This window comes from Lactobacillus kitasatonis DSM 16761 = JCM 1039, assembly GCF_000615285.1.
GTDB lineage: Bacteria > Bacillota > Bacilli > Lactobacillales > Lactobacillaceae > Lactobacillus > Lactobacillus kitasatonis.
Window position 1 is genome coordinate 173158 of sequence record NZ_BALU01000001.1, and the last position, 24657, is coordinate 197814.

At 37.6% G+C, this 24657-nt stretch carries 22 protein-coding genes, 1 pseudogene, 1 riboswitch and 1 other annotated feature; of the genes and pseudogenes, 11 read left to right on the forward strand and 12 right to left on the reverse strand.

The features are described 5' to 3' along the window. Nucleotides 1–11: 11 nt before the first annotated feature. Both JCM1039_RS00950 and JCM1039_RS00955 read left to right on the forward strand, forming a co-directional pair. Nucleotides 12–659 (forward strand): deoxynucleoside kinase, encoded by a 648-nt coding sequence (locus JCM1039_RS00950; protein WP_025014273.1) that lies wholly within the window; start codon nt 12–14, stop codon nt 657–659. A 34-nt stretch (nt 660–693) separates the two neighbouring features. Next, a complete protein-coding gene (locus JCM1039_RS00955; RefSeq protein ID WP_025014274.1) occupies nt 694–1380 on the forward strand; it encodes a deoxynucleoside kinase in 687 nt (228 codons plus the stop codon). A 70-nt stretch (nt 1381–1450) separates the two neighbouring features. On the opposite strand, the gene JCM1039_RS00960 is transcribed toward JCM1039_RS00955, so the two are convergent. Further along, a complete protein-coding gene (locus tag JCM1039_RS00960; RefSeq protein WP_025014275.1) occupies nt 1451–2251 on the reverse strand; it encodes a Cof-type HAD-IIB family hydrolase in 801 nt (266 codons plus the stop codon). Nucleotides 2252–2473: 222 nt separating this feature from the next. On the opposite strand from JCM1039_RS00960, the gene JCM1039_RS00965 reads away from it, so the two are divergent. Further along, nucleotides 2474–3781: an NCS2 family permease gene (locus tag JCM1039_RS00965; protein ID WP_025014276.1), complete on the forward strand. Its 1308-nt coding sequence runs from the start codon at nt 2474–2476 to the stop codon at nt 3779–3781. A 71-nt stretch (nt 3782–3852) separates the two neighbouring features. Here JCM1039_RS00965 and JCM1039_RS00970 read toward each other — a convergent pair whose 3' ends face one another. The 6 genes from JCM1039_RS00970 to JCM1039_RS00995 all read right to left on the reverse strand — a co-directional run bounded on the left by JCM1039_RS00970 (nt 3853) and on the right by JCM1039_RS00995 (nt 10028). Continuing rightward, nucleotides 3853–5052 (reverse strand): ATP-binding protein, encoded by a 1200-nt coding sequence (locus JCM1039_RS00970; RefSeq protein ID WP_025014277.1) that lies wholly within the window; start codon nt 5050–5052, stop codon nt 3853–3855. A gap of 95 nt (nt 5053–5147) precedes the next feature. Beyond that, nucleotides 5148–6731, reverse strand: coding sequence for an ATP-binding cassette domain-containing protein (locus JCM1039_RS00975; protein ID WP_025014278.1), 1584 nt, complete (start codon nt 6729–6731; stop codon nt 5148–5150). After that, on the reverse strand, nt 6728–8323 hold the full coding sequence (locus tag JCM1039_RS00980; RefSeq protein WP_025014279.1) for an ATP-binding cassette domain-containing protein: 1596 nt from the start codon (nt 8321–8323) through the stop codon (nt 6728–6730). Before JCM1039_RS00980 ends, JCM1039_RS00975 begins: the two co-directional genes overlap by 4 nt. A gap of 153 nt (nt 8324–8476) precedes the next feature. Then, nucleotides 8477–8671, reverse strand: coding sequence for a helix-turn-helix transcriptional regulator (locus tag JCM1039_RS00985; RefSeq protein WP_025014280.1), 195 nt, complete (start codon nt 8669–8671; stop codon nt 8477–8479). After that, nucleotides 8668–9159 carry a hypothetical protein gene (locus tag JCM1039_RS00990; RefSeq protein WP_025014281.1) on the reverse strand — a complete coding sequence of 164 codons (492 nt, stop codon included), beginning with the start codon at nt 9157–9159 and terminating at the stop codon, nt 8668–8670. The genes JCM1039_RS00985 and JCM1039_RS00990 overlap by 4 nt, the downstream gene beginning before the upstream one ends. Nucleotides 9160–9299: 140 nt before the next feature. Further along, entirely contained in the window at nt 9300–10028 is a 729-nt protein-coding gene (locus JCM1039_RS00995) for a MerR family transcriptional regulator (RefSeq protein ID WP_025014282.1), read from the reverse strand. 180 nt (nt 10029–10208) lie between these two features. Here JCM1039_RS00995 and JCM1039_RS01000 point away from each other — a divergent pair, with 180 nt between their 5' ends. The 8 genes and pseudogenes from JCM1039_RS01000 (at nt 10209) to JCM1039_RS10160 (ending at nt 19336) form a co-directional block, all read left to right on the forward strand. After that, entirely contained in the window at nt 10209–11516 is a 1308-nt protein-coding gene (locus JCM1039_RS01000) for an NCS2 family permease (protein ID WP_025014283.1), read from the forward strand. A gap of 131 nt (nt 11517–11647) precedes the next feature. Then, nucleotides 11648–11745, forward strand: a riboswitch (purine riboswitch). 72 nt (nt 11746–11817) lie between these two features. Then, on the forward strand, nt 11818–13128 hold the full coding sequence (locus tag JCM1039_RS01005; RefSeq protein WP_025014284.1) for an NCS2 family permease: 1311 nt from the start codon (nt 11818–11820) through the stop codon (nt 13126–13128). A gap of 101 nt (nt 13129–13229) precedes the next feature. Next, nucleotides 13230–13465 (forward strand) — a binding site (T-box leader). Nucleotides 13466–13538: 73 nt separating this feature from the next. Then, a complete protein-coding gene (locus tag JCM1039_RS01010) occupies nt 13539–15167 on the forward strand; it encodes a peptide ABC transporter substrate-binding protein (RefSeq protein ID WP_025014285.1) in 1629 nt (542 codons plus the stop codon). A 106-nt stretch (nt 15168–15273) separates the two neighbouring features. Next, on the forward strand, nt 15274–15714 hold the full coding sequence (locus tag JCM1039_RS01015; RefSeq protein ID WP_025014286.1) for a CopY/TcrY family copper transport repressor: 441 nt from the start codon (nt 15274–15276) through the stop codon (nt 15712–15714). 11 nt (nt 15715–15725) lie between these two features. Beyond that, a complete protein-coding gene (locus JCM1039_RS01020; RefSeq protein WP_025014287.1) occupies nt 15726–16103 on the forward strand; it encodes a cupredoxin domain-containing protein in 378 nt (125 codons plus the stop codon). Continuing rightward, nucleotides 16103–16390, forward strand: a complete 288-nt coding sequence (locus JCM1039_RS01025) for a cupredoxin domain-containing protein (protein ID WP_025014288.1) — start codon at nt 16103–16105, stop codon at nt 16388–16390. The genes JCM1039_RS01020 and JCM1039_RS01025 overlap by 1 nt, the downstream gene beginning before the upstream one ends. Further along, on the forward strand, nt 16390–18318 hold the full coding sequence (locus tag JCM1039_RS01030) for a copper-translocating P-type ATPase (RefSeq protein WP_025014289.1): 1929 nt from the start codon (nt 16390–16392) through the stop codon (nt 18316–18318). Before JCM1039_RS01025 ends, JCM1039_RS01030 begins: the two co-directional genes overlap by 1 nt. A 108-nt stretch (nt 18319–18426) precedes the next feature. Beyond that, a pseudogene (locus tag JCM1039_RS10160) lies at nt 18427–19336 on the forward strand (YdcF family protein). Here JCM1039_RS10160 and JCM1039_RS01040 read toward each other — a convergent pair. The 5 genes from JCM1039_RS01040 to gnd all read right to left on the reverse strand — a co-directional run bounded on the left by JCM1039_RS01040 (nt 19333) and on the right by gnd (nt 24510). Further along, the gene (locus JCM1039_RS01040; RefSeq protein ID WP_025014290.1) at nt 19333–19986 is read right to left on the reverse strand and encodes a Crp/Fnr family transcriptional regulator; all 654 of its coding nucleotides are present in this window, start codon (nt 19984–19986) and stop codon (nt 19333–19335) included. The pseudogene JCM1039_RS10160 and the gene JCM1039_RS01040 sit on opposite strands and share 4 nt — an antisense overlap. Before the next feature lie 51 nt (nt 19987–20037). Continuing rightward, nucleotides 20038–20190 carry an SPJ_0845 family protein gene (locus JCM1039_RS12360; protein ID WP_013438808.1) on the reverse strand — a complete coding sequence of 51 codons (153 nt, stop codon included), beginning with the start codon at nt 20188–20190 and terminating at the stop codon, nt 20038–20040. Nucleotides 20191–20250: 60 nt separating this feature from the next. Then, nucleotides 20251–21354, reverse strand: a complete 1104-nt coding sequence (locus JCM1039_RS01050) for a hypothetical protein (RefSeq protein ID WP_025014291.1) — start codon at nt 21352–21354, stop codon at nt 20251–20253. 88 nt (nt 21355–21442) lie between these two features. After that, complete coding sequence (locus JCM1039_RS01055; protein ID WP_025014292.1) at nt 21443–23002, reverse strand: ClC family H(+)/Cl(-) exchange transporter; 1560 nt, start codon at nt 23000–23002, stop codon at nt 21443–21445. 104 nt (nt 23003–23106) lie between these two features. Then, a complete protein-coding gene (gene gnd / locus JCM1039_RS01060; protein WP_025014293.1) occupies nt 23107–24510 on the reverse strand; it encodes an NADP-dependent phosphogluconate dehydrogenase in 1404 nt (467 codons plus the stop codon). Nucleotides 24511–24657: the final 147 nt, after the last annotated feature.

The following is a 24657-nucleotide window of genomic DNA, read 5'->3' on the forward strand; positions in this document are numbered from 1 at the left end:
GTAGAAAGAATGTGATTCAAGTTATTGTTTTAAGTGGGCCAATTGGAGCCGGTAAATCCAGTTTAACCAGTATTTTAGCTGAACATTTAGGTACGCAAGCCTTTTACGAAGGCGTCGACAGCAACCCAGTACTTCCTTTGTACTACAAGGACATGAAGCGTTACACCTTTTTGCTCAATACATACTTACTTAACCACCGTTTAGCACAAATTAACCAAGCTATTAAGGAGAAAAACAGTGTTTCTGACCGTTCTATCTATGAAGATGCATTGTTCTTTAAGATGAACGCTGACAGCAAGGTCGCTGATCCTACAGAATTCAAGATCTATGACGATTTGCTTGAAAACATGATGGAAGATACCCCCGGCAATCCAAGTAAGAAGCCAGATTTGCTTATCTACATCCATGTTTCCCTTGATACTATGCTTGCTAGAATTAAGAAACGCGGCAGATCCTTTGAACAAATCAGCACTGATCCAGGTTTAAAGGATTACTATGCTCGCCTTTTGAAATACTACGAACCATGGTACGAAAACTACAATGCATCCCCTAAGATGGAAATCGATGGCAATAAGCTTGATTTCGTTACTAACATGGATGCTCAAAGAGAAGTATTGTCTGAAATTGATGATAAGTTGCACCAAATCGGCAACTTATAGTCTTAGTGAATGAAATAAAAAAAGAAGGAACGTGATGACAGTTATTGTTTTAAGCGGGCCAATTGGAGCCGGTAAATCCAGTTTAACAGGTATTTTATCCAACTATTTAGGAACTAAGCCATTCTACGAAAGTGTTGATGACAATCCAGTTTTGCCACTTTTCTATGCTGATCCTAAAAAATACGCATTCTTATTGCAAGTATATTTCTTGAATACACGCTTTCACAGTATTAAAGACGCATTGACTGAAGATAATAACGTGTTAGACCGTTCTATCTATGAAGATGCGCTCTTCTTCCAAATGAATGCCGACATCGGTCGTGCTACTCCTGAGGAAGTTGATACTTACTATGAACTTTTACACAACATGATGGGCGAATTAGACAGAATGCCTAAGAAGAACCCAGACTTGCTTGTTCACATCAACGTTTCTTATGACACGATGATCAAGCGAATTCAAAAACGTGGCCGTCCATATGAACAATTAAGTTACGATTCAACTCTTGAAGACTACTACAAGAGATTGCTTCGTTACTACAAGCCATGGTACGAAAAATACGATTACTCACCTAAGATGGAAATTGATGGTGACAAATATGACTTCATGTCTTCTGAAGAAGATCGTGAAGTCGTGCTTGATCAGATCGTTGATAAATTGAAAGAAGTTGGCAAATTGCCAATGGACTGGAATAAGTCAACTGATATTCAAATTGAAGCTTAATTTCCCAGGTGATAAATGAAAAGAGCTAGGATTTAACGTCCTAGCTCTTTTCGTATGCATTATATTTTGTTTACTTAATATTTTCTAGCGCCTTAGCAATACCATCATGATTATTATCCAAGGTAATATCTTCTGATTTAAATTGCTTCTTCAAATCTTCTGGTGCATTACCCATCAAGAATGGATGACCTACTGCTTTTAACATTGCCTCATCGTTGTAGTTGTCACCAAAGGCAATACAATCTTTTAAATCTACGCCATATTCTTGGGCTACGATCTCAAGTGCACTCTTTTTGCTTACACCCTTTAAGACAATTTCAAGTAATGTAGGCGAAGATTTTACAAAATCAAGGTCAGTGTACTTCTTTGCCAATTCTTTTTGCATACGGTCAATTTCTTCGGGTTTACCCATGATTAAACCTTTATGTACACCTTGAAGTTTTGCAATTTGATCGATACTTGTCTTGGTAGATTTCACACCGACGATGCTTTCTTCTTTTTTGACCCAATCGTTCTCTTTTTCTGAGCTATACCACACATAGCCGCTATAAATATTCCAAGCTGCACCGCTATTTTGCTCTTCAACGTAACGACAGATCTCTGCAGCTTCTTTTGCGTTAAAAAAGCGCGTAATTAGCGCTCTACCGGTCTCATCTAGCGCTAAGGCACCATTATAGGCAATCATCGGAAGGACCTTAAGAATCTGTCCTACTGCCGTCATAATGCCTTTAGGAAGACGAGCTGAAGCTGGTATAAAAATATTACCATTGATAATTTGATGTCTGATTGCGTCACGCGTTTTAGGCGTTACCTTTAATTCATTGTTAATTAGCGTGCCATCGATATCTGAAAAAATAAGTTTTGCGGACATTTTTTCACCCTTAATCTGTTTAATCTATGTAACTTAGAATAATGCTAAAAAACTAAGAATGAAAGTAATTTAGCCCTGTAAAACTATTTTTGTACAGCAATTTATAATAAATTCGTATGATCTTTCAATAATAATTCGTGTTTACAAATTTAATCATGAATGCTAAAGTATAAGAGTTGCTTTAAAAAGCAAAAACACGAACAATTCTTTGGAGAGAGTTTTATGGATTTTATTAGGAAATATTTTCAATTAGATAAATACAACACCAGCATTAAAGTCGAATTTATTGCTGGTTTGACTACTTTCATTAGTATGTCATACATTTTATTTGTTAACCCTAGTGTTTTGGGTGCTAGTGGCATGAATACAGGCGCTGTCTTTACTGCTACCGCTTTGGCCAGTGCTCTTGGTACTGCCATCATGGGTATTGTTGCTAACTACCCAATTGGTGAAGCTCCAGCCCTTGGTATTAACGCATTTTTTGCTTACACGGTTTGTGTGGGCATGCACGTTAAATGGCAAACAGCTTTGGCTAGTGTTTTCGTTGCATCAATTATCTTTATTTTAATCACTTTATTTAAGTTACGTGAAAAGATTATTGATTCAATTCCAGCTGACTTGAAGTTCGCTATTTCATCAGGTATTGGTTTGTTCATTGCTTTCTTAGGCTTACAAAACGGCAAGTTAATCGTTGCAAATAAATCAACTTTGGTTGGTTTAGGTTCACTTCACGATCCACTTGTTTGGATTACCATTTTTGGTTTGCTTGTAACTGTTATCTTGATGATCTTAAACGTTCCTGGTGCCATCTTCATCGGTATGGTTTTGGCAGCTATCTTCGGTATTTGTACCGGTCAAATTGCATTGCCACATAAGGTAATCTCAACTGCTCCAAGTTTGGCTCCAACTTTTGGTCAAGCTATCTTCCACGTTAAAGACATTAACACTGTTCAAATGTGGGTTGTTGTTTTAACCTTCTTGCTTGTTACCTTCTTCGATACTGCTGGTACTTTGATCGGTTTGGCACAACAAGCTGGCTTCATGGAGAACAACAAGATGCCACGTGTTGGTAAAGCTTTAGCTGCCGACTCAAGTGCGATGGCTGTTGGTTCAGTTCTTGGTACTTCACCAGTTGGTGCGTTCGTTGAATCAAGTGCCGGTATTGCTGTTGGTGGTAGAACCGGTTTGACTGCAGTGTTCGTTGCTATCTTCTTCTTGATTTCAATGATCTTCAGTCCACTTTTGGGCGTGTTTACTAGTCAAGTTACTGCACCAGCTTTGATTATCGTTGGTGTCTTGATGGCACAAAATACTGCTCACATCCACTGGAACAAGTTGGAAATTGCGGTTCCATCATTCTTAATCATTTTGGGTATGCCACTTACTTACTCAATTTCTGATGGTTTGTCATGGGGTATGATCACTTACCCCATCTGCATGCTTGCAGCTAAGCGTGGTAAAGAAATCAGCCCGATGATGTGGGTACTGTTCTTCGTATTCATCATCTTCCTGTGGGTACTGAACTTTTAGCTAAAAAAGAATATATAAAGAAAAGGATAAAGTTCGAACTTGAAATTTATCCTTTTTGCTTACACCTTTTCTTACTTTTCTAGCAAAAAATCAATAATATTTTGATGAATAATTCCATTACGACTCATATCAAATTTATCCATTGAAAGCACATATTTAGGATAATTATCTACAATATCATCATATGCGCCAAATTCGCGGTCAATTGTTGTCTGACTTCCCAGCATGTAAGTCACTTGATAGTACCGTTTATCATTACCCTTTTGAGCTACAAAATCAATCTCTTTTTTGTCATTTAGTCCAACCGAAACGTGATATCCACGACGTAACAGTTCAATAAAAACAATATTTTCAAGAATTTGATCAATATTTTGCTGATTATTGCCAACAATAGTTTGTCGTAAGCCATGATCGGTAATGTAGTATTTATCGTTAACTCTCAGGTTCTCTTTACCACGTAGATCGGTTCTAGGAACACGCGTAAATAAATATGCATCACAAGTGTATGAAATATAGTCAAGAATCGTATCCGCAGAACTACCTCTGTGCTTACTCTTAAGAAATTTAGCTATACCTGTAGCTGAAATAGGATGCCCTATTTCACTACTTAGATAGCTGTTTATTCTTCTAAGCAAATCCACGTTTCTAATCGCATGTCGATCAACAATATCTTTTAAAACCACAGAACTATAAATATCCTGCAAGTAGGTATCACATGCTTGTTGATCAGAATAGATCAGCGACAAGAAAGGCATTCCTCCTACTTCCACATAAGTAGTGAAATCTTGATCTATATTTTGTTGATCGGAATTTATTACTTCTAGAAATTCTCTGAAAGAAAAAGGATAAACCTTAATTTCGACATATCGACCAGCAATTTCAGTTGCTAACTCACCTGATAGTAATTGAGAATTTGAACCAGTAATGTAGATATCGCAATTATAAGTGGCACGTAAAGAATTAATCGTTTTTTCCCAGGATTTAACTTTCTGAATTTCATCTAGAAAAAGATAGGCTTTTCCATCAATCTGCTTGATCCGTTTAACTAATTCCCGATTAAGCTCTCTGTAGTTAAGTAATGATTCATATTGCAAATCTTCAAAATTAATATAAATGAAATTGGCTTTGTTTTTACCACGTTGTACTAATTCATCCTGAATTTGTTGCAGTAGAACTGATTTCCCACTACGACGAATGCCAGTAATTACCTTAATGATGTCTTTATCAATAAATGGATTAATTCGATTTAAATATATGGTTCGTTTAATCATGCGCTCACCTCATTTATATCGATTATAATCGATAAGATTGCCAAAAAAAGAGCCTTTTATCGAATATACTCGATAAAGGCTTTTTTCTTATAAAACTAATTCTTACTTAAATGAATTTCACGATCAAAGATCTTTTGTAATTCTGAGCTGAAATTATGAGCAATAAAGACAATCGTCGCCTTACTTTTCAGCAAATTATTCAAAATTTCTTTAGTTTCCTTTGAATCAATTGCACTCGTACCCTCATCAATCAGAATGATATCTGAATCATGAATTTTAGCACGAGCAAGGACGATCTTTTGCCGTTGACCACCAGAAATATTCAAATTATCTAGATTAAGTTCTTGCTTAAGCCCATCTTTAAATTTATTAATATCAGCAATAAAGTTAACTTCTTGAACAACTTGTTCAACCTGATTATTCAATTGATCATCGAACATTGTAATATTGTCAGCAATTGTAGCTGGAAAGACAACCGGATCTTGCGGAATATAGTCGATTCGGCTCATATCTGGTTTAATTGCTTGTCCATCTTCGTCTTGGAAAATTACTTTACCATTAGTTGGCTTAAGCTCACCAAAAATCAATTTAAATAAAGTTGATTTACCTGCGCCAGAATCACCTGTTAATAGAATTTTTTCACCGTTTTTAACTTGAATATCTGGATAAGTCAGTTTTTCACCATTGGGAAACTGCAGCTCTAGGTCCTGTGTAGCAAATCCCTTAGGTGTAGCTTCATCTTCATTAGATTGAGCAGGTACCGCAGCAGCAGTTTCATTAACTTCCTCAATTAACTTCTTGGTTCCCTTCATCTGGCCCCAAGAATTAGAAATATATTCAATAGATGCATTTAGATAGAAGCGAAAGTTACCAACGATCAGCAGTGTACCAACCGTAACGGCACCGTTTTTAACCAAATAACCGGTTAATACAAAAAGAATAAAACCAAATAATGCGGAAACAATTCCATTAAAGGCATTAAGCAATTTGATGTAATATGTTTGCTTAACAGTAGCATCTTCTAGCTTCTTAGATGCATTTTCCGTAACGGCAAATAATTTAGCTCCTGCCAAGAATTGACGAATCTGTTCAAGACCGGATAACCAATCATTCAAACTATCGAGGTAAGCCTGATTTCGATCAGAAATTAATTGCGTTGCCTTTTGAAGCGGCTTCTCAGTTATCTTAGGCAAAACAAGGGAGACAGCAACCATCAGCGCAATCACAATAAGGAGTTGCCAATTGAGCAAAATCAGATAAATTAACACCGCAATCATTGTTACAATCCCATAAATCAAATTAAAGATTGGTTCATAGTAGTTGTCATTAATCATTGATAGGTCATTAGTTAGGCGATTTTGCATTGCACCGACTTCATGATTTTTGCCATCATGATAATAATGACTAACAATCTTAGTTCTTATTTGATCATTAAGATCTTGTTCTTGCGACTTATTCAAATAGATAATGCCGCTATTTATTAAATATGAAACTAGAATAATCACAAATGTAATTACTGTGATCAAGATAAAGTTTCTAAGGTTCCTTGATAAGACAATATCAGCCTCTAATTGCACCAAAAAGGTGTTAAGAACATTTAATGCAGGAACAAGAATTGCGCCTAAAAGATATAGGTAGAAGCGGAAAGGATTAACTTGAATAAATTTTTTCAGATTCATCTGTTTGCCTCTTTTCTTGTTCTAGTGAACTTAATTTCTTGATCAAATTTAGCTTTAACTTCTGGTGACAAATTATGAGCAATCATCAGAATGGTTCGGTTACTATGCAAAAGATTGTCGATGATCTTTTCTGATCCTGCACGATCAATTGCGCTGGTGACTTCGTCCATCAAAACAAATGGCTGATCATGAATTACACTTCTGGCTAAGACCACTTTTTGTCTTTGACCACCGGAAATGTTCTCATTTTTGACATCAATAACGGTTTGAACACCATTCGGCATCTTGGCTAGATCTGGAGCAAGCTGCATACCACTTACTACGGTTTCAACTTTATCAGCTAACTTTTCATTAAACATTGTGATGTTATCGCTAATTGAAGCTGGAAAAACAATTGGATCTTGTGGTAAGTAACCAACTTTGGCTTCAGCAAATGGAATTAAATTGCCGGCTTGATCAGTAAACTTTATTTCGCCACTTTCAGGTTTCATCTTGCCTAAAAGTAATTTAAACAAGGTCGATTTACCTGTGCCTGAATCCCCTGTAAGCAGAACCTTTGCTCCTGGCTTAATACTAAAGTCTGGATAAGAGATTTGTTCACCATTTTCATATTTGGCAGATAAATTCGAAACAGTAATGCCATAGGCTAGCTGCTTATTTTCAGATTCGTCCTTAATCTTTTTACGAAGCAAAAAAGTTTGTTCACGTAATTCTTTAGTTGACTTGACCCGAGTAATAGCACTAGTCATATTAAAGATCGATGAAAAGATTAAGAAGGCAAATGATCCGGCTACAGCCCAATCACCGAAAGAAATCTGATGAAAAATAAATAGAAAGCCGGCTAAAGCGCTCATCCCTATTTGAGCAATTGCATTACCAAAAGTATTGATAATATAAGAAATACTGCGATATTTGTAGCTTTGCTTATTTGCATCAACGTATGAGTGGCTAGCTTTATGTAGTTCGCGGCTTAAGCGTGCATAAGCAGTGTATCTTCTCAATTCTTGTAAACCACCCAGCCAATGCTCAATTGTATTTAACAGCTTCTCATTTTTGACATTAACTTCCTTCACTGCAGCTGAAGTTTTTTTCTCCATTATTTTGGGTAATAAAAGCGTAACGACAGCCAAAATAGCAGTAAACAAAAGAAGTAGCCAATTCATACTGATTAAAAGAGCAACACCAAAAACGATCTGTAAAACTGCGCTTAGGATATCAATCCACGGAGTTGCATAATCATTATCAAGCAATTTTAAATTAGCTGTTAGTTCATTCTGCATTTTAGAGACTTTTTCATCCCCACCTGCATAATAGTGATGTGTAAGGTCTTTTCTGATCTGGTGAATATAGTTCTGTACTTGCCTGGTCATTGTTTGGGTGGCAACCGGCAGCAATAAGGCTACTAGCAGTTCTAGAGCTAATTCGATAGCTTGCCACTGAACATATCCTGTCAAGTTGCCAGCTGTAATATCATTTAGCGCATATTTAAATAGATATTCATTAACTGTTCCTCCTAGTGTGTATAAGACAAATAGGAAGATGATTAGAATGGCTCGCGGAATATTTTGTCTGAACAATTCTTTGATTTCCATAGTGCTACCTCCAAAGTAATTGCAGCTACTTTTTATATTAAATATATGTTAATAACATATTAATTTATAGTACTAACATTTTCAATATTTTTTATTTTTAGCTAATTTTTAAAGATAGCACAAAAAAAGCAGAATCCACGTGGAATTCTGCTTTTACTTTGGCCAAAACAAATCATCTAATGTCTTATCAAGTGCTTCACAAATTCGGATACACAGATTTACCGTCGGATTATAATCCCCTTTTTCAATTGCTGAAATTGTTTGCCTAGAAACATTTACTATGTCGGCTAACTCCTGTTGCGACAGGTCTTTACCTGCACGAGCCGCCTTCATTTTTAAATTTTTCATTTTCTCACCTTACTAATGTAGAGCTGATATACATAGTTAACACCAACCAGGAGTAAAAACAAACCAAATAATAGCAATAATACGTTATGATCCCATTTAGCAGCATTTTCGATAAGACCTAGAATACCAAAAACCAATTCGCATACTCCCAATAAAATGAAAGTTATGGAACTCAATAGTAAGTTCTTTTCGTGCATGGCAATATACGCACCTTTGAAAATCGTATATCCAGTAAACACCATACATCCAATCAAAAGCGGAGCCAATAACAAAAAGACTGGTGTTATTTTCACGTTAAGATTATCTACAAGAAATAATAACAGAAAATCACTAACTGCTATTGCAATAAAGGCATACTTGTAGCCTCGACCACGAATTACCGCTTGACGTTCATCATACTTCTCGCTTTTTCGATTCTTTCTATAGGTTACTAACATGTAGCCCAATGCCAAGAAAAATACAAAGATAATTATATTTAGTGTATCCATTTTTATCATTCCCTTTCAAATTTGATCACATTATAATACATATTTTTACAAATGTAAATTATATTTTACATTATTGCAGATAAATTTAACTAAAACAGGTCGATACATTATTCGTATCGGCCTTTATTGCCTAGGAAATATTAACGGACAGTTTCTAAACAATATGATTTTTTATGGCAGTTTGGACAGCGCAATCTTCTAGTATGTGGCGTGTGTGCCGCAAACATAAACGTCTTTAGTTCTGGAACAAATTTGTAATCGCAATTAGGACAAATATATGCCACTTTTTGATAGTAAATTTTAAGTAGCACAACTGACATTGCAATTAAAATTGCTACTAAAACAGTCACCGAAATATAGACTGCAGTGTTCATTTTATTGATGATAAAGTATGCGATAAATGCCATCCCCATTAATTCAACAGCGATTTCTACCGCTGACAGCTTCCACACTGACCGTGTTACTTCTTTATATCTAGTTTCATTATTCATAATCTTCGTAATGTCAGTAACTTCCGCAATATTATTTGGTTTGCTTAAAACTTTTTGAAGTTGAACAATTTTCTTATTTTGTTCTTCCAGTTTTTGTGTTTCTGCTTTATTTCTTTTTAGCTGATCTTCAAGCAAAAGATCGATCAACTTATCACCATTTTTATCCTCTAATATTTTTTGAATATCTTTTAATGAAAAGCCTAATTCTTTTAAAAAGATAATCAGTTTTAATTGCTTTACCTGCTTAGCAGAATATAAGCGATAGCCACTTTCACTTACTCTGCTAGGTTTTACCAAACCTTTTTGATCATAATAGCGAATGGTTCTAGTGGTTATGTTCAACTTCTTTGCTAAATCTCCGATTGTATATTCTGACATTACTTTCTCACCTCACAACTTAAATATACGGGTTTACGCTACGTCAGAGTCAAGAATAAGCTAAATTTTCCTGAAAAAACTTCAAAAAGCAAATATTTTACTCTTTTCCTATTGAAATTATTAACGTTAACTGTATAATTTTAAGTGAATGTTCACTTTATACAAATTTCGGAGGACTAAATGAACGCAATCAGTAATTTCTTTCATTTAAAGGAGAACAATACCTCCTTTAAGACCGAGCTTTTAGCCGGTTTGACTACTTTCGTAAGTATGTCATACATTCTTTTCGTTAACCCAAACGTTTTGGGCGCTAGTGGTATGGATAAAGGTGCATTGTTCACCGTTACTGCATTATCTGCAGCATTCACCTGTATCGTGATGGGACTTGTTGCCAACTATCCAATCGCTTCAGCTCCAACGTTAGGTTTGAACGCATTCTTCACTTACACAGTTTGTCTTGGCATGCACGTTAAATGGCAAACAGCTTTAGCTGCCGTTTTTGTTGCATCAATTCTTTTCATTTTACTAACTGTCTTTAAAGTTCGTGAGATGATTATTGATGCGATACCGGCAGACATTAAATATGCTATTTCTGCCGGTATCGGTTTATTCATCGCCTTCATCGGTCTTCAAGGTGGTAAGTTAATTCAAAACAGTGACTCAACTTTGGTTACTATCGGTAGCCTTAACAATCCAACTGTTTGGATCACTATTTTCGGTTTATTCATTACTATCTTCTTGATGATTGCCCGTGTACCGGGTGCCATCTTCATCGGTATGATTATATCTGCTGTCTTCGGTGTCGTTATTGGTCAAATTCCAATGCCTAAAGGTATCGTTTCATCTGTTCCAAGTATCGCCCCAACCTTTGGTCAAGCAATCTTCCATATCGGTGACATCAACACCGTTCAAATGTGGGTAGTTGTCTTCACCTTCTTGCTTGTTACCTTCTTCGATACCACTGGTACCTTGATCGGTTTGGTTCAACAAGCTGGTTTGATGAAAGACAACAAGATGCCACGTGCCGGTGAAGCTTTAGCTGCCGACTCATCTGGTATGCTTGTTGGTTCAGTTCTTGGTACTTCACCAGTTGGTGCATTTGTGGAATCAAGTTCTGGTATTGCCGTTGGTGGTAGAACCGGTTTAACCGCAGTTTGGGTAGGTATCTTCTTCCTCATTTCTACAATCTTTAGTCCAATCTTAAGTGTCTTTACCACTCAAGTAACTGCTCCTGCCTTAATCATTGTTGGTGTACTGATGGCCGAAAACTTGGCTAACGTACATTGGACCAACCTCGAAATCGCCATTCCATGTTTCCTTATTGCCATCGGAATGCCTCTTACATACTCTATCTCAGACGGTTTAGGTTGGGGAATTATCGTTTACCCAATTTCAATGATCGCAGCCAAGCGTTTCAAAGAGATTACGCCAATGATGTGGATTCTATTTGTAGTATTCGTTATCTATTACATTGTTTTAAATGTCTAGCTAATTTCACTAGTAAAATACCTCTTTCAAAAACAAGTAGTTAACAGCTACTTGTTTTTTATTTCTCAGGAAATAACTATAATACATCTCCTCCCAACCCCAATTTGCTTATCTACTAGATTTCTGCTAGAATACTTAACAATCAATATATCTATATATCGTCGAGATAAGGTCGACAGTGTCTACCCTGAACCATAAATTCAGGACTATAGGTATTAGACGTCACAAATCGTTTAAAGGACATCTTTTACCCATAGTTGGTGGGTAACTGGGTCCTTTTTTCATTTGTTTTGGAGGAAAAATGCAGACATTAGATAAAGTCTTTCATTTACAGGATGCTCATACCACTGTTAAGCGCGAGTTAATCGCTGCATTAACTACGTTTGTTAGTCTCTCCTACATCCTATTTGTTAACCCTAACATTTTGCACGCAGCTGGTATTCCAAAAGGTGCAGCCTTTACTGTTACCGCAGTAGCAACTGCAATTGGTTGTTTCTTGATGGGTTTTATTGCTAATTATCCTATTGCGTTAGCCCCAACCTTGGGTAGTGGTGCCTTCTTTGCATACAACGTATGTGTCGGAATGCATATTTCCTGGGAAACAGCTTTAGCTGCTGTACTTGTTGCTTCAATCTTGTTCATCTTAATCACTGTTTTCAAATTACGTGAAATGGTGGTTAATGCAATTCCACAAGATATGAAATATGCCATTTCAGCTGGTATTGGTTTATTCATTGCCTTTATCGGTTTGAAAAATGGTCAATTAATCGTCAACAGTGACTCAACTTTAGTTACATTAGGTAAATTCAGCAATCCTGCTGTTTGGATTACTTTATTCGGTTTAGTTTTAACCGTTGTCTTAATGTGTTTAAACGTACCTGGTTCAATCTTTATCGGTATGATTGTTACTGCTATCTTTGGTATGATCATCGGTCAAATTCCATTGCCACATGCTATTGTTTCAGGTGCACCAGGTATTGCACCAACATTTGGTCAAGCTGTTTTCCACTTGAAGGATATTAATACCGCACAACTTTGGATGGTTGTTTTGACCTTCTTACTTGTTACTTTCTTTGATACTGCTGGTACTTTGATCGGTATGACTGAACAAGCCGGTATGGTTGATAAAGATGGTAAGATTCCACGAATCGGTCGTGCCTTTTTAGCTGACTCAACTGCCATGGTTGAAGGTGCTGTCTTTGGTACTGCTCCACTTGGTACTTCAGTAGAATCTAGTGCCGGTATCGCAATGGGCGGTAGAACTGGTTTAACTGCGATCTTTGTTGGTATTTTCTTTATCATCAGTATGATCTTCAGTCCACTTCTTTCCGTTATTCCTACTGCCGTAACAGCTCCGGCTTTGATCATTGTTGGTGTCTTGATGGCAAGCAACTTGAGAAAGATCGATTGGGACAAGTTCGAAATTGCTTTCCCAGCATTTTTGACAGTTGTAGGGATGCCATTAACTTACAGTATTTCAGATGGTTTGGCTTTAGGATTGATCGCTTACCCTATCACTATGATCGCTTCTAAGCGTGCTAAGGAAGTTACTCCGATGATGTACATCTTATTCGTGGTATTCATCATCTTCTTCCTGGTTACTAATTTATAAAACAAAAGAGATCCGTATGGGTCTCTTTTATTTTGCCTTTTTTAAATTTTTTGTTGACAAATTATTTCCTAGACTATATTATGATAGCAACATTAAAAGCAAATTAAGCAATGACAAGGAAAGTAAAAAATAAAACTTTCTACAGAGAGTTTCTAGTTTGGTGAGAAGAAATGTCTGTTTTTATTTTTGAAAATGGCCTTCGAGCATGAACCTGCGATATTTAGCAGATTCAGGGTCCGCCCTCTATCGCGGTAGTGTATCGCCTTTTGGGCTGTACATGAACCGAGGTGGAACTTCCATAAAGAATAGGTGGTACCGCGTGATAAACGCCCTATTAGATCGACATGATCTAGTAAGGCGTTTTTTCTTTTTCATTGCTTAATTTTCGTCTATCGTAAAGGAGTTTAGCAATGAAAATATCAAAGAAGATTTTAGCAACAGGTACAATTATCGTTTCAGCATTAGCTCTTGCAGCTTGTGGTAATCAATCAGCTTCACAAAAGAAAAAGCAAGTTTTAAATTGGTCAGAAACCACCCAGTTATCAACTCAGGATCCATCTTTAGCTACTGACACTACTAGTTTTCAAGCCCTATTAAACACTGGTGATGGCCTTTACCGTTTAGATAAAAACAACAAGCCTAAACTATCTTTAGCCAAATCTGTTAAGATCTCTAAAGGCGGCAGAGTTTATGATTTCGTTTTACGTAAAAATTCTAAGTGGTCAAACGGCGATCCTCTTACTGCTAAAGATTTCGTTTATTCTTACCAAAGAACTGTCAACCCAGCTACCAAATCGCAAATGGCTTTCTACCTCTACCAAATTAAGAATGCTCAAGCAATCAACAGTGGCAAGAAGCAGCCATCTACTCTTGGGGTAACCGCACCTTCTAAATATCATTTGCGTATAGAGCTCACTCGCCCACTCAGTTACTTCAAGAATTTACTTGCTTGGCCACTATTCTTCCCACAAAACCAAAAAGTAGTTCAAAAGTACGGCAAACTTTACGGCACACAAGCTAAGTACACCGTTTCTTCTGGTCCCTTCATTTTAACTAAATGGACCGGCAATAATAAGACTTGGACTTTAGTCAAAAATAAGAATTACTGGGATACAAAAGACGTTAAATTAAGTAAAGTTAACGAACAAGTTAGTGAATCAACTACCACTAGCTACAACCTTTTCCAAGCCGGAAAAGCTGACGAAACAGGCTTAACCGGTCAACAAGTAGCTTCCAACAAGAATAAGTCCGGCTATCACGCTAGACTTTCTTCAGCTATTCGCCGTCTTGAATTAAACCAAAACAAGGTTAAGGCATTTAAGAATTTGAAAATTAGACAAGCATTCTCATATGCAATCAACCGTCAGCAATTGGCTAACAACATTTTGAAAGACGGTTCTATTCCAGCTAAGGGCTTTGTTCCATCAGGCATGGGTACCAATCCAAAAACTGGCGCTCAGTTTGAAGATGATGCCTACGTAAAGAGCGATGTAAGTTATGACTTACAGAAGGCAAAATCATTATTGAAACAAGGCTATAAAGAAACTGGAACCAAGTCTATCAATGTCACCTTATTAGCTAGTGATGACGATACTTCAAAGCAAACTGCCGAATTCTTACAAAGCCAATTAGATCGTTTGCCTAACGTCAATATTTCAGTGCAAAGTATTCCATTTACTCAATTGATTTCTCGTCAAACTGCAGGAAACTACGAAATCACCTTAAAGAATTGGCAAGCTGTTTTCGGCGATCCAATCAACTTCTTAGATGTTTTCCAAAAAGGATCAAGCTACCTTAACAACGGTTGGAACAACAATCAATTTAACAAATTGTTAGATCAATCTGAAAATGTCTACGGTAATAATCCTGTTAAACGTTGGAGCAGATTAGTAGCCGCTGAAAAGATCTTAATGAAAGATCAAGGTACCATTCCATTAGTTCAAGTAGCCCACCCTCAACTTCTTAAAACTGATGTTAAGAATGTATCCTTTAATCCGACCGGTGTACCATATGACTTTAAGAACGTTTATTTAGGCTAATAATCTTAAGAAAGACACACGTCTTTCTTTTTTTATAGTTTCAGTGTTTACAAATGTAGATTTTGGCTGTATAATTACATTTGTAAACGATAGAGGGGGGAAAGAAATGGTTAAACTTCAAGAAAAAGAAAGCACGATTTCCAACAGCGAGTGGGAAGCCATGCGTATCATTTGGACCCTTGAGCCTGTCAGCTCAACCAAGATCATTGAAGAGCTGCAAGCCAAAAAAGATTGGTCCGAATCGACAATTAAAACTTTATTGCGACGTTTGGTTAAAAAGAACCTGCTGAGCACTAAAAAAGAAGGTAGACACTTCGTTTATACAGCTAAGGTTAATCAAACGCAGGTGATGACAGAAGCCGCACAAGAGCTGCTAGACCGCATGTGTGATATGCATAAAGGTGAAGTTCTCTTGCAGCTGTTAACCGATTCTCCTATTTCAAAAAGTGATTTAGCAAAAATGCAGCAAGTAATTTCTGAAAAAGAAAAAAGTGCCCCTGACATGGTTCCTTGCAACTGTTTGCCAGATAAAGAGCACGTCTGCTAGGAGGAAAAGATATGGGTATTTCACAAATTATCACTTTGATCGTGGCTATCTTGCTGATCGGCTTCATTCTTTGGTGGTTCTTCGGTAAACACCAAGAAGCCGTCGGCACAGCCACAGTTGACCAAGGTACGCAAGAAGCAAACATCGTCGTTAAAGGTGGCTACTCCCCTTCAACCGTTGTGCTTAAGCAAGGCGTACCTGCCAAAGTAAACTTCGATATGAATGATTCAACAGCATGTTTGTCTCACGTTGTTTTTGAACAACTTGGTGTTGATAAGGATTTAACTAAGCAAAAAATTACTACTATTGATATTCCCACTGACAAGAAAGGCACTTATAACTTTGCTTGTGGTATGGATATGTTTCATGGAAAGGTTGTTGTTAAATAATGAGTATTTTTTCAAAGAATCAAACTAAAAAAGTTGTCGTAAACGCAAAAAATCATGGTTACAAGCCTGATATTGTTACTTTCAAGCAAGGCAAGCCTGCTCAATTGAAGTTTATTTCTTCAGACAATATGGGATGTATGAACGAAGTCGTTTCAAAGGACTTAAACTTTGACGAAAAATTAGACGGTAAAAAAGAAGTTACTATTGATGTTCCAACCGACAAACCAGGTACTTACAACTACGCTTGCGGAATGGACATGTTCCATGGGAAGGTCGTCGTTAAGTAATGAAACTTTCAAACATTAAACGGTTTTGGATTTCATTTATCTTATCAATTCCAATGCTTATCCAAATGTTTGCCATGCCATTCCATTGGATGATGCCTGGCTACAATTGGATCGCATTTATAACGACAACGATTATTATGGCTATTTCAGCCGCTCCATACTGGAGTAGTGCCTGGGCCGCTTTCAAGCATCATAGCGCTAATATGAATACGCTGGTTGCTGTTGGTACTGCTGTTGCCTATTTCTACAGTATCTTCGCTATGTTCACCGGACATGAAGTTTACTTTGAAAGTGCCGCATTTGTAACGGTCTTCGTTCTTTTGGGCGACGCTATGGAAGAGCAGATGCACAATAACGCATCTAACGCTTTAGCTAAGTTGATTGACTTGCAAGCTAAGGATGCCGAAGTTGAACGTAACGGTGAATTCGTTAAGGTGCCACTTGATCAAGTTAAGGTTGGCGATATTATCCGCGTTAAGCCTGGTGAAAAGGTTCCAGTTGATGGTGTTATCGTCGACGGTTCAACTACTATTGATGAATCAATGGTTACCGGTGAAAGTATGCCAGTAACTAAGAAAAAAGGCGATGACGTTGTAGGTTCAACTATCAACATTAACGGTACATTTAATTTTAAAGCAACCAAAGTTGGTAGCGACACGATGCTTTCACAAATCGTCGATTTAGTTAAGAAGGCGCAAACTAGTCACGCCCCTATCCAAAACTTGACTGATAAAATCTCCAACATCTTCGTACCTGCTGTTTTAATTATTGCGATTATTACATTCGTTATTTGGTACGTATTCTTGAACGCTCCATTAGTTACTGCATTGCTATTTGCAGTTTCTGTTGTAGTTATTGCCTGTCCTTGTGCCCTTGGACTTGCCACTCCTACTGCATTGATGGTTGGTACTGCACGTAGCGCTAAGATGGGCGTTTTAATCAAAAACGGTGAAGTTCTTGAAGAAGTTAGCGACCTTGATACTGTTGTCTTTGACAAGACCGGTACTATTACCGTTGGTAAGCCTCAAGTAACCGATGTTGTTGGTGATCAAAACAAGGTTTTGACTATTGCCGCAAGTTTGGAAGAAAACTCTGAACACCCACTTGCGACAGCTGTAGTTAAGAAAGCTAAGGAAGACAAAATTGCTTTAGCTCAAGTTAAAAAGTTTGCTGCAATCGAAGGTAAGGGAGTTAGAGCTAGTTATGATGGTCAAACTGCTTTCGTAGGTAGCGACAGATTGCTTGAAGATATTTCCATTTCCCAGGAAATGAAAGATCAAGCAATTAAACTACAAAAAGAAGCTAAGACTGTTGTTTATGTTGGTTTAGGTCAAGAAATCATCGGTTTAATTGCTATTCAAGATGTTCCTAAGCCAAGTTCAAAGGCTGCTATTGCCGAGCTTAAGAAGCGTGGTTTAAAGACTATCATGCTTACTGGTGATAACCCTAACGTAGCTAACGCTATCGGTAAGGAAGTTGGCATTGATCAAGTTATCGCTGGCGTTTTGCCAACTGAAAAGGCTGCTGAAATTAAGAAGTTGCAAGATGAAGGTAGAAAGGTTGCCTTCGTAGGTGACGGTATCAATGATGCTCCTGCCTTGTCTACTGCTGATGTTGGTATTGCGATGGGTTCTGGTACAGATGTCGCTATTGAATCCGGTGGTATCGTCCTCGTTCAGAACGATTTAATGGGCGTTGTAAGAGCTTTGGACATTTCTAAGAAGACTTTCAACAGAATCAAATTAAACTTGTTCTGGGCTCTTATTTACAACACTATTGGCATCCCTATTGCCGCCGGCCTCTTCATGGGCTTAGGTTTGACCTTGAGTCCTGAACTTGCAGGTTTAGCAATGGCCTTCAGTTCCGTATCAGTTGTGACCAGCTCTCTTCTTTTAAACAAGACTAAAATTGCTGGTGAAGCAGCATAAAATATCTAAAAACGCATCCCTTGAGAATGCGTTTTTATTTTTACTTTTTCTTTTAGATATTCCGTGAACTCCGTATAATCAAATTAACAATTAAAGGAGTTTATTAAAATGTTGTCTCTTTTCTATTGGCTATTAGCCATCTTCCTCATCAATCTCGGAATTTTCATCTTTGTATTAACACATGAGCGCCGTTCAATGTGGGCCGGTTTAACACTAACCTCCACTTTGATGTTTCTGGCTCTTCTAGCTGTCGATTTTCTAATCGCTGTCGACACTGAGCACCCCGAACAGCATCAATTAATTTCTGGATTCTTACTCTTAGTAGCCATAGGTATTGCCCTATTCATCTTTGCCTTCGTATTTCTTTTAATCGCTATCTTTCTCTATAACGGCATCAAAATTTTGATCAAAGAAGGCACTAGATGGACTAATTTCTTATCCTTAGGCATGGGTGTCGCCATCATTTTATTGATCTTTGTTTACCCAATTTTCGATCGTTTTAGGTGCTGGTTTAATTGGTAAAAAGGTTACACCGTTACTAGCTAGTCGTATCGATCGTGGAATTGAAATTTACCACAAGAATCCAGGCTCTAAACTAATTATGTCTGGTGGCCAAGGCCCCGATGAAGAAATTCCTGAAAGCCACGCTATGGCTGCCTATGCAGAAGAACATGGCGTACCCAAGTCTGACATCATCATTGAAGACAGATCCATGACAACTAATCAGAACATCAAGTTTTCACATCAACTGATGGCTCCTAACAGCACGCTTTGTATCGTCACTAATTCATATCACGTCTACAGAGCGCTCGTTTTGGCTAAACGTCAAGGCTTAAAGTGTATCGGCTATGGTGCCAAAACTAAGTGGTACTTCACTTTAAACGCCTTTATTCGTGAATTTATTGCCTACTTAGTAATTACTAAAAAGATGCAGCTCAGCATTATTGGACTCTTTGCCTTCATAAATACTGCCCTGGCAATAATGTATTATATTTTTACAAATATGATGAGTTACTAATTTTCGACAATAGTAATTTCCCGGCGATTAACTTTTATCCTGCCTTCTTTTTCTAGCAACTTCAATTGTCTACTCAAGGTCTCAGGACTAGTTCCTAAATAACTCGCCAGATCTTTCTTTTTCAAAGGTAGAGTAAACCTTACCGTTCCCAGCTTTTGACTCTGTTCAACTAAATAGTCCATCAAACGATCTTTGGCATTCATCGAATTTCTTCGAATTGAATTTGTTTCTGCCGCAACCAGTTTTTCGCCAAAATTATTAAGCAAACTAATTACTAAATCCGGCGTCTTTTTAAGTAGATTCTGAAAGTCATCGCGATTAATTGAGCAGACATAAGTATCTTGCAATGCTTGAATATAATTTTCATGATTTGGTTCTTTAAAAAGACTCTGTTGCCCAGCATAATCACCCTTATTAATCACGCCTAGCACTGTTTCTTTGCCGTCCTCATTCAAACTATAGATCTTGGCACTCCCCTCATCCATGAAGATCATGCCTTCTTTGCCATCACCTGGTTGACGAATAATAGTATTTCTCGGGAAATACTCCTGATGGGTTGAAATTGCTGCAATTTTCTTTAGGGCATCAGGTGATAAGGATGAAAATAAATCTGCCCTACTGATACAAATTACTGCCGAATGTTTTTTCATATTTCTTACTCCTAGAGAAAAAGCAGATTGCGTTTGCAACCTGCTTTTAATTTACTTATCTTTTTTCTTCTTTTTGTCTTTTGAATCTTTATTAAGCAATTCTTCTGGATCCTTGTGCTTTGGTGTCTTCTTTGGATCTGGAACTGTCGCAAAGCGATCAAGCATCTTTTGTAAATTGTTAGGGTTGTCAAATGTTAATCCCATAGAACATCTTCCTTTCGTTTGTTTAATTATATAAAAAACTTTTATTCACTGCCAACTTATTTACCCACGATTATCGAGGAATTTTTGCATTCTAATCATCTCTGAGCCGGCCAAATCAACGCTGATCACGTCCTCATAATCATGATCACTGACATCACCTACAGCGTATTCAGTTGCAATTTTCAAATCAAAGCCATCATCGTTATAAGATGAAATGAGTCCCAAACGGTCAGGATAATGATAAATTGAATCGCTAACCTTGATTATTTTGTCTTCTGGCCATTCTTCAATTACTTCAGGTATTGACCTAATCTCCCCCTGCAGATTAACAGAATGCTCCAAATGATCCGGATCAAAACTGCCATTTTCTTTTTGCCAATTAACTAGGTAGTTAAAGTAATTAAGTCTCTCGGATTTCTCAGTTAAATGGGCGATGTGATTACGTGCAATTACTGCGATGGATTCGACTTGACCCAAATCATTCAAGCTTTCAAGAATCATATTTTCATCATCATACTTAACGATTCTGCCAATTGCAAAACTGCCAAATTGGTCATCAAAAGTATAATCAAAATAAATTTCTGCCAGTTCTAGATCATTGCCATAATCTTTATGTTGCTTCAAATAATGGATAAACAGGCGATTATCTATGCTGTTAATGTCGACACAGACAATATCAGTTAATGGGATGACAGTAGCGTATTGTTCTAGTGTCTGTTCATTCTTTTCAAGGATGCGTATTTCGTCTTTATCCAGCTGCGTGATCAGGCCAGTATAATTAATCCCTGTCTTGGTTTCAAACGTGATAAATAGCTGAGAATCGGCCGCATTCAGTAAAAGATCATAAATATTGGTAAAGTCCCAATTAAGCACTTTTGCATTCAATTGTTTCATATGGAACGGATCATGAATGTTAGCTAACGCATAATAGTGCAAAGTTGGCGTATTATCTTCGATCTTGGCAACTTGATCTTCTTTGATAAAGACGACGCCACCGCGATTACCATCTTGATCAACAGACTCCAGAGTAATCCAACCATGTTTACGGGTAATAATTTTGCCTATGTAGTAAGAAGTTGCATCGATAAAAGTAATGCTGGCATCCCCGTCGATATTATATTTTTCTTGATCTGCGTTTAACGTAATCTGTACTAGATTATCCAATCTCATCCCTCTTTTCTACATGAGCTTAAGTATCTACCATTCCTTATTTTTGTGCAAGAAAAAAGCGGCATCTTATTTGCCGCTTTTGCTAACCGTCAAGTTCGACACCCTGCAGCTTTTTCATACTGCTGTAAACTCGCCCGCGTTGACTTGAATCAAACTCCAGAATGAGCATATCGCCACCACGGACTATTGTTTGACCAGTCGGGATTATTTCATCCCCATCACGGCGAATAGTTCTAACTCTTGTGTCTTCAGGCCACTTAATATCTGCGACCTTTTTATCAACTAATTTACTGCTCTCATAGACCGGCAGAACCATTTGATCGGCCTCGCCAGTATAGTTAGCCTTGCTATCGCTGCTAGTGTCCATAGCGGCTGCGAGAAGACCGTAAATTGGCTTGCCACCAAGTAGTTCATCAACCAAAAGTGCAATAAACGCAACAACTGCTAATGGCATTAAGTGAAGCAACGAACCAACCATTTCGGTAATCAAAATAATTGCAGTAAATGGTGCCCGGATAATTGCAGCAAAATAGCCTGCCATTGAAAAGATGACCAGGTTAACTACCAAGCGTTGTGGTAATAATCCAAGTTGAACCATAAACACACCGTAAGTAGCACCAATCAAGGCACCCATCGTCAGAATTGGTAAGAAGATACCACTTGGTAAACCTGAATCATAAGCTACAATTGAAAAGACGATTCTCATTACGTAGTAAAAGGCCAAAAGCCCCACTAAGCCCCAACCTGTTTTGGTAATCATGTTAGGAAGTGACAAAATCAAGCGATTACCTGGACCAGTAATTAAAGGCCAGAAATAAGCGATTGGAATCAAAAGTGCTAAAGGAATAAGACCATGTAACCAACGTGGTAAAAAGGTGATTTTAGCATAGACCTTTTTTAGGCTAAATAAGCCCACCTTGTAGAGGTGACCCAATAGTCCCAATAAAACGCCTAAAATAATTAAATGCCAATAAAGATTAATTGGAAAAGAATAATTATATGGAATTGCCAATGCATGGTGCAAACCGAATAAGTTGGAAACCACAAAGTTTGAAGCAAGTGCACCAGCTAAAGCATTCATCCATACAAGAGGAGCAAAATTATGAAAGACTTCTTCTAAGACAAAGAGTGCGCCACTCAAAGGTGCACCAAATGCGGCAGATAAACCACTAGAAGCACCTGTAGCTAATAAAACTCTTGTATTAAGCTTATTTTGTTTAAAGCCTTCACCTACGCCTTGACCAATTGTAGAACCCAATTGCAAGGATGGACCCTCTGGTCCTAAAAATAGCCCAGTACCGATGACCAGAATTCCTCCGATTAGCTTACGCCATAAAATTGGGAACCATTGCAAAGTTAATTTACCTTGCAGCTGCAATTTTACTTCTGGAATACCAGATCCACCTACGTGCGGATATTGCTTAACAAAATAGCCAGCAATTACCGCTACTGCAATAAAGCCAACAATAATTGCAATAAACCACACTGGATTTTGGTGAGCTAATTGGAACAAATGCAACCAAAAAGCGGATGTTTGTTCAATGCCAAATCTAAATAGCCCGACTACTATCCCCGTACAAATACCAACTACTAAAGCCTGCAATAGTAGCTTTATATTAGTTTGATTTCCCTCGTCTTTCATAGAATCCTCTCTTTAAATCGTAAAAATATGCCGATATTTATTGTACACTAAAAAGCCAGCTAGAATACGTCTAACTGGCTTTTTTAGTTTCACATGAAACCTAATTATTTTTCTTCATACCATTCAGTGTGGAATGTACCCTTACGGTCATTTCTAAGGTAAGTATGCGCACCGAAGTAGTCACGTTGACCTTGGATCATGTTAGCTGGCAACTTAGGGTTAAAGATTGATTCTAAGTAGTTAAGAGCTGCACTCAAAGTTGGAGTTGGAACGCCGGCCTTGGTAGCAAATTCAACTGACTTTCTTAAAGCTGGAAGGTTGTCTTCCATCAACTTTCTGAAGTAGCCATCTTCAAACAAGTTAGTAAGTTCCTTCTTGTCTGAGTAAGCATCTTCAATATCCTTAAGCATTGCAGAACGAATGATACAGCCTGCTTCCCAGCCTTGGGCAATTGACTTGTATCTAAGATCCCAGTTGTAAGCCTTAGCAGCCATAGTTAATTCTTGGAAACCTTGAGCATATGCGACAGCTTGAGCTAATTGCAAAGTCTTACCAAATTCATCAACTAAGTCATCAGGAATTTCACCATCGTACTTAAATCCAGTTGGCTTAATGCCGCTTTTAAGTGCCAAGTGAGTTTGTTTACTCATGAAACGTGCCATAACGGCTTCGGCAATAACAGTTACAGGTGCGCCAAGAGCTACACCATCTTCAAGAGTCCAGTTACCAGTACCCTTGTATGAAGCAACGTTCAAAATGTGATCAATAATGTTGTCTGAAGTAAGATCGTCTTTTTGCTTCAAAACCTTTGAAGTGATTTCACTTAAGTATGCTTGTACTACGCTGTGGTTCCACTTGTCAAAGATTTCTGACATTTCATCATCACTCTTATGAGCAACATCACGAAGCAAGCTGTAAACTTCTGAGAATTCTTGCATGATGGCATATTCAATACCGTTGTGAACCATCTTTACGTAGTGACCTGCACCTTCAGGTCCCATGTAACTTACACAAGGCTTGCCTTCCTTGTTCTTAGCAGCAATAGCTTCAAGAATAGGAGAAACTTCTTTGTAAGCTTCTTCGTCACCACCTGGCATAAGAGCTGGACCGTTTAAGGCACCTTCTTCACCACCGGAAACACCCATACCGATGAAGTGGATGCTATGCTTTTCCATTTCGTGGAAACGACGGTTAGTGTCGTGGTAATTTGAATTACCACCATCAATTAAAATATCACCTTTATCCAAAAGTGGCAGCAATTTTTGCAAAGTTTGATCCACTGGATCGCCCGCCATAATTTGAATCAAAATCTTGCGTGGCTTTTCAAGTGAATTTACAAATTCTTCCCAAGTGTAGCAAGGCTTTAATTTATCATCTTCGTATTTTGCGAAAGCATCAACTTCTGGCTTATCAATTGAGAAACCTGAAACGGAAAAGCCATGGTTTCTAACATTTAAAGCAAGGTTTTTGCCCATAACAGACAAACCAATAACGCCGAATTGTTGCATGTTTAATAATTCCTCCATTAATCAAAATTCATCAAGTATTATTATACGTTCATGCACGCAAAAAAGCGAAGCCAAAAGGCTCCGCTTTTCAATTCCGCTTAATAATCTTTTTGTTATTGGGCAAAAATGTTTCACACTAGCTTTAGA

What these genes read in the sequence shown, in the direction of transcription:
- JCM1039_RS00955 (WP_025014274.1), top strand. Translation starts at nt 694, where the DNA reads ATGACAGTTATTGTTTTAAGCGGGCCAATTGGAGCCGGTAAATCCAGT.
- JCM1039_RS00960 (WP_025014275.1), bottom strand. Translation starts at nt 2,251, where the DNA reads ATGTCCGCAAAACTTATTTTTTCAGATATCGATGGCACGCTAATTAAC.
- JCM1039_RS00965 (WP_025014276.1), top strand. Translation starts at nt 2,474, where the DNA reads ATGGATTTTATTAGGAAATATTTTCAATTAGATAAATACAACACCAGC.
- JCM1039_RS00970 (WP_025014277.1), bottom strand. Translation starts at nt 5,052, where the DNA reads ATGATTAAACGAACCATATATTTAAATCGAATTAATCCATTTATTGAT.
- JCM1039_RS00975 (WP_025014278.1), bottom strand. Translation starts at nt 6,731, where the DNA reads ATGAATCTGAAAAAATTTATTCAAGTTAATCCTTTCCGCTTCTACCTA.
- JCM1039_RS00980 (WP_025014279.1), bottom strand. Translation starts at nt 8,323, where the DNA reads ATGGAAATCAAAGAATTGTTCAGACAAAATATTCCGCGAGCCATTCTA.
- JCM1039_RS00985 (WP_025014280.1), bottom strand. Translation starts at nt 8,671, where the DNA reads ATGAAAAATTTAAAAATGAAGGCGGCTCGTGCAGGTAAAGACCTGTCG.
- JCM1039_RS00990 (WP_025014281.1), bottom strand. Translation starts at nt 9,159, where the DNA reads ATGGATACACTAAATATAATTATCTTTGTATTTTTCTTGGCATTGGGC.
- JCM1039_RS00995 (WP_025014282.1), bottom strand. Translation starts at nt 10,028, where the DNA reads ATGTCAGAATATACAATCGGAGATTTAGCAAAGAAGTTGAACATAACC.
- JCM1039_RS01000 (WP_025014283.1), top strand. Translation starts at nt 10,209, where the DNA reads ATGAACGCAATCAGTAATTTCTTTCATTTAAAGGAGAACAATACCTCC.
- JCM1039_RS01005 (WP_025014284.1), top strand. Translation starts at nt 11,818, where the DNA reads ATGCAGACATTAGATAAAGTCTTTCATTTACAGGATGCTCATACCACT.
- JCM1039_RS01010 (WP_025014285.1), top strand. Translation starts at nt 13,539, where the DNA reads ATGAAAATATCAAAGAAGATTTTAGCAACAGGTACAATTATCGTTTCA.
- JCM1039_RS01015 (WP_025014286.1), top strand. Translation starts at nt 15,274, where the DNA reads ATGGTTAAACTTCAAGAAAAAGAAAGCACGATTTCCAACAGCGAGTGG.
- JCM1039_RS01020 (WP_025014287.1), top strand. Translation starts at nt 15,726, where the DNA reads ATGGGTATTTCACAAATTATCACTTTGATCGTGGCTATCTTGCTGATC.
- JCM1039_RS01025 (WP_025014288.1), top strand. Translation starts at nt 16,103, where the DNA reads ATGAGTATTTTTTCAAAGAATCAAACTAAAAAAGTTGTCGTAAACGCA.
- JCM1039_RS01030 (WP_025014289.1), top strand. Translation starts at nt 16,390, where the DNA reads ATGAAACTTTCAAACATTAAACGGTTTTGGATTTCATTTATCTTATCA.
- JCM1039_RS01040 (WP_025014290.1), bottom strand. Translation starts at nt 19,986, where the DNA reads ATGAAAAAACATTCGGCAGTAATTTGTATCAGTAGGGCAGATTTATTT.
- JCM1039_RS12360 (WP_013438808.1), bottom strand. Translation starts at nt 20,190, where the DNA reads ATGGGATTAACATTTGACAACCCTAACAATTTACAAAAGATGCTTGAT.
- JCM1039_RS01055 (WP_025014292.1), bottom strand. Translation starts at nt 23,002, where the DNA reads ATGAAAGACGAGGGAAATCAAACTAATATAAAGCTACTATTGCAGGCT.
- gnd (WP_025014293.1), bottom strand. Translation starts at nt 24,510, where the DNA reads ATGCAACAATTCGGCGTTATTGGTTTGTCTGTTATGGGCAAAAACCTT.